Below are 3,088 nucleotides of genomic sequence, written 5' to 3'. Positions count from 1 at the left end.
AAAACACCCCAAACAAAAAGCTTCAGTGGCAACGCCACTGACACCTCTGACGCGGGGTGGAGCAGCCCGGTAGCTCGTCAGGCTCATAACCTGAAGGTCACAGGTTCAAATCCTGTCCCCGCATCCACCGATGGTAAGCAGACCCACCCGGAGAAATCCGGGTGAGTCGCTGCTTTTAAGATACCCGTCAGTTCGCCGCGCAAAAGCGCATCAACCTTGCCCCGCCGCGGGCCGGGCCGGATCACCACCTCCGTGATCATGGCGCGGATGATCCCGTACGCCTGCATGGTCGAAGCCGGGTCGGTGAACTCGATCACCAGTTCCTTCACGCGCCGGCGATAAGTATCCGCCATATCGGGCCGGATGGCGAGGGTGGGAACGGCGATCTCGACCAGGCCGGCCTGGAGCTGGGCCCGCTGGCGTTCAAGATCCTCCATGCGGGCTTTCATGGCGGGCTGGTACAGGCCGTCCTCGATGGCCTTCATGATGCCGTCGATGGCGCGCTGGATATTGAGCAGGGCCTGACGGTCCTGGTCCTGGCGGCCGTGCAGTTCCAGATTCCGCCGGTTGATCTCCTCGACATAGGCCTGGGCAGCCGCGGCCAGCGCCTCCGGTGTCACCAGCTTGTCCTTGAGGCCGGTCAGCACGCGTTCCTCGATCTCCGGCCGGGCGACGGTGTTGCCATTTTCGCAGTTTCCGCGCCTGTAGCGGTTGCGGCAGCCATAGCGGTCCCGGAACACGATGCCGTAGACGCCGCCGCAACAGCCGCAGTTCATCAGGCCGGACAGCAGGAATTCCGGTCGCCGCTGTTCGGTCAGGCGATTGGCGCGGGCCTCGCGCGAAGCGTTGGTGACGTTCTCATACTGGATGGCCAGCACCTGCTGGCGCTGGCGCACCGCTGCCCATAGCTCGTCATCGACGATGCGTAGCTCCGGCACCTCCGACCGAATCCATTCGGATTCAGGATTGAGGCGGGGCACCCGCTTACCGGTCGATGGATCCTTGATGTATTGGACCTTGTTCCAGACCAGCACCCCTGCATACAGCTCGTTGTTGAGAATGCCGGTCCCGCGTGGGATATGCCCGCGGATGGTGGTATCGCCCCAGGCTCGGCCGAACGGGCCTGAAACGCCTTCGGTGTTGAGGTTACCGGCGATGGCCCTCGGGCTGATGCCAGCGGCGAATTCCTTGTAGATACGGCGGACGATCGCGGCCTCCGCCTCATTGATCCGCCGGTCCCCACGCACCGGTTCGCCGTCGGCAGAGAACTGCCGGACCACGTCGTAACCATAGCACAAGCCGCCGCCGGACTTACCCTGTTCCACCCGTCCGCGGAGACCACGGTGGGTTTTGTCCGCCAGGTCCTTGAGGAACAGCGAGTTCATCGTGCCTTTCAGCCCGATGTGCAGTTCGCTGACCTCGCCCTCGGCCAGGGTGATGATCCGGACGCGCGCGAACTTCAGCTCCCGGTACAGGATGGCGATGTCGGCCTGGTCGCGGGAAAGCCTGTCCATCGCCTCGGCCAGCACGATATCGACCTTGCCAGCCCGTGCGTCACGCAGCAACGCCTGGATGCCTGGGCGCAAGACCAGCGACGCCCCAGAGATCGCCGCATCCTTATATGTATTGGCAATCTGCCATCCCTCACGTGCGGCCAGTTCACGACAAATCCGGAACTGGTCATCAATCGAGGAGGCATTTTGCTGGTCCGACGAATAGCGGGCGTACAGGGCGACACGGAGAGCCATGAGCGCTTCCTTGGGGGCGTTCAAGAAGGGGTAGTTCGGTGCGCACCGATCAGGGGAGGTGCGTTGGACCGGCGTGGTTGTCATTCAGCGGCTCCTGCCGCTGGGCAATGTCCCGGCCGATGATGGCAGCCAGTTCCAAGATGGAGGCCCGCATGGAAGGCGTGACGTCGTCGTTATGCGGGGGAATGGTGTGATCGTCTGGCCGCCTATGCACGTTGCACCTCAATCTCCGGGCACACGGTGCGCCCTTACAATTGGGATATGCTCCGGTGGGTCAGATCCACACAGTCCCGATAATCATGCGAAATTTGCATGATCAACGTCCAAGTCATGCGATTTCAGGGCGGCGGAATCCGCTGCGGCCACACTGATCAAAGACTTGGTATCGATGCAGGGGGCGTCCTAAAAAATCTGATACGCGACCACTTGGCGAACGGGGTTGGCTGGAGCATATGCCCTGCCCCATAGGAAAAAGGTGCTGCCCGTCTGATCGGGGTCGGTTCACATAGGGCAGCACATGATCACGGCGTCTGTCCCTGATCGATGGTCGTCGCGGCCACGAGTTCCTCCACCTCGGCACCCGTCATGATCCCATGTTCGATGAGGATTGCAGCAATCCTTTCGATGACGGGAAGGTGGGGGCGGAGAAGCTCCACGACCTTCTGGTACTCCTCGGTCAGCAGCCGATCGACTTGACCAGACAGGTCATGATGGGAGGCGAGGAACGAATGCACCGCATCGGGACCAACATCCCCCAGCCACAGCATCCTGCTGCCCATTCCATGGGCGGCCGACATGGCAGTCGCGAGGTAGGTGGCCGTGGCAAGGTCGGAATGTGACGGGCCGCCAGAGCCGAAGCCGATCGACCCCTGGACTTGCCCTGGCAAAGTGGAGAGCCATCATCCTAAAATTTGGGTTTGATGGAGATTTTGATGGTTCGAGTAAAGCAGGTCAAGATCACGGCGGAATTCAAGCGAGATGCGCTGCGGATTTTGTCGACGAGCGGTCGGACGGTGGCGGAAGTGGCAGCCGATCTTGGGATCGGGAAATCGACGCTGCAGCGCTGGAAGACAGAAGCAACGGAGACGGAGCTGCTGTCTGGCCCCCATCCGGATGTGGAAAAGGAACTGGCGCGGCTTCGGCACGAGAACAAGATTCTGCGTCAAGAGCGGGATTTGTTAAAAAACGCGGCGGCCTTCTTCGCCCGGGAGACAAGTCGATGATCTACCGGCTCATCGATGCGAAGAAGGCAGAAATACCGGTCAGTCGGAGCTGTCGTTTATTGGGCGTGAGCAGTTCTGGCTATTATGCCTGGAAGCGGCGCAAGCCCAGTCTTCGGC

At 61.4% G+C, this 3,088-nt stretch carries 2 protein-coding genes, 1 tRNA gene and 1 pseudogene; 2 read left to right on the top strand and 2 right to left on the bottom strand.

Translation table 11 applies throughout. From position 1 onward, the window contains the following. Positions 1-50: 50 nt before the first annotated feature. Positions 51-127: transfer RNA gene (locus GE253_RS25615), tRNA-Met, on the top strand. Here the strand turns inward: GE253_RS25615 and GE253_RS25610 are convergent. Both GE253_RS25610 and GE253_RS25605 read right to left on the bottom strand, forming a co-directional pair. Beyond that, positions 84-1,748, bottom strand: a complete 1,665-nt coding sequence (locus tag GE253_RS25610; protein WP_153206979.1) for a recombinase family protein — start codon at positions 1,746-1,748, stop codon at positions 84-86. The genes GE253_RS25615 and GE253_RS25610 overlap by 44 nt on opposite strands. Positions 1,749-2,269: 521 nt before the next feature. Beyond that, a complete protein-coding gene (locus tag GE253_RS25605; protein ID WP_153206978.1) occupies positions 2,270-2,545 on the bottom strand; it encodes a hypothetical protein in 276 nt (91 codons plus the stop codon). Positions 2,546-2,680: 135 nt separating this feature from the next. On the opposite strand from GE253_RS25605, the pseudogene GE253_RS25600 reads away from it, so the two are divergent. Then, positions 2,681-3,088: pseudogene (locus GE253_RS25600) on the top strand (transposase); the annotation flags it as partial.

The organism is Niveispirillum sp. SYP-B3756, from assembly GCF_009495745.1.
In the GTDB taxonomy this organism is placed as follows: Bacteria; Pseudomonadota; Alphaproteobacteria; order Azospirillales; family Azospirillaceae; genus Niveispirillum.
The sequence above is the reverse complement of the archived record's forward strand: the minus strand, read 5'-3'. Positions and strand labels throughout refer to the sequence as shown.

Excerpts from the sequence above, each read along its gene's own strand:
- GE253_RS25610 (WP_153206979.1), bottom strand. The coding sequence starts at position 1,748 with ATGGCTCTCCGTGTCGCCCTGTACGCCCGCTATTCGTCGGACCAGCAA.
- GE253_RS25605 (WP_153206978.1), bottom strand. The coding sequence starts at position 2,545 with ATGTCGGCCGCCCATGGAATGGGCAGCAGGATGCTGTGGCTGGGGGAT.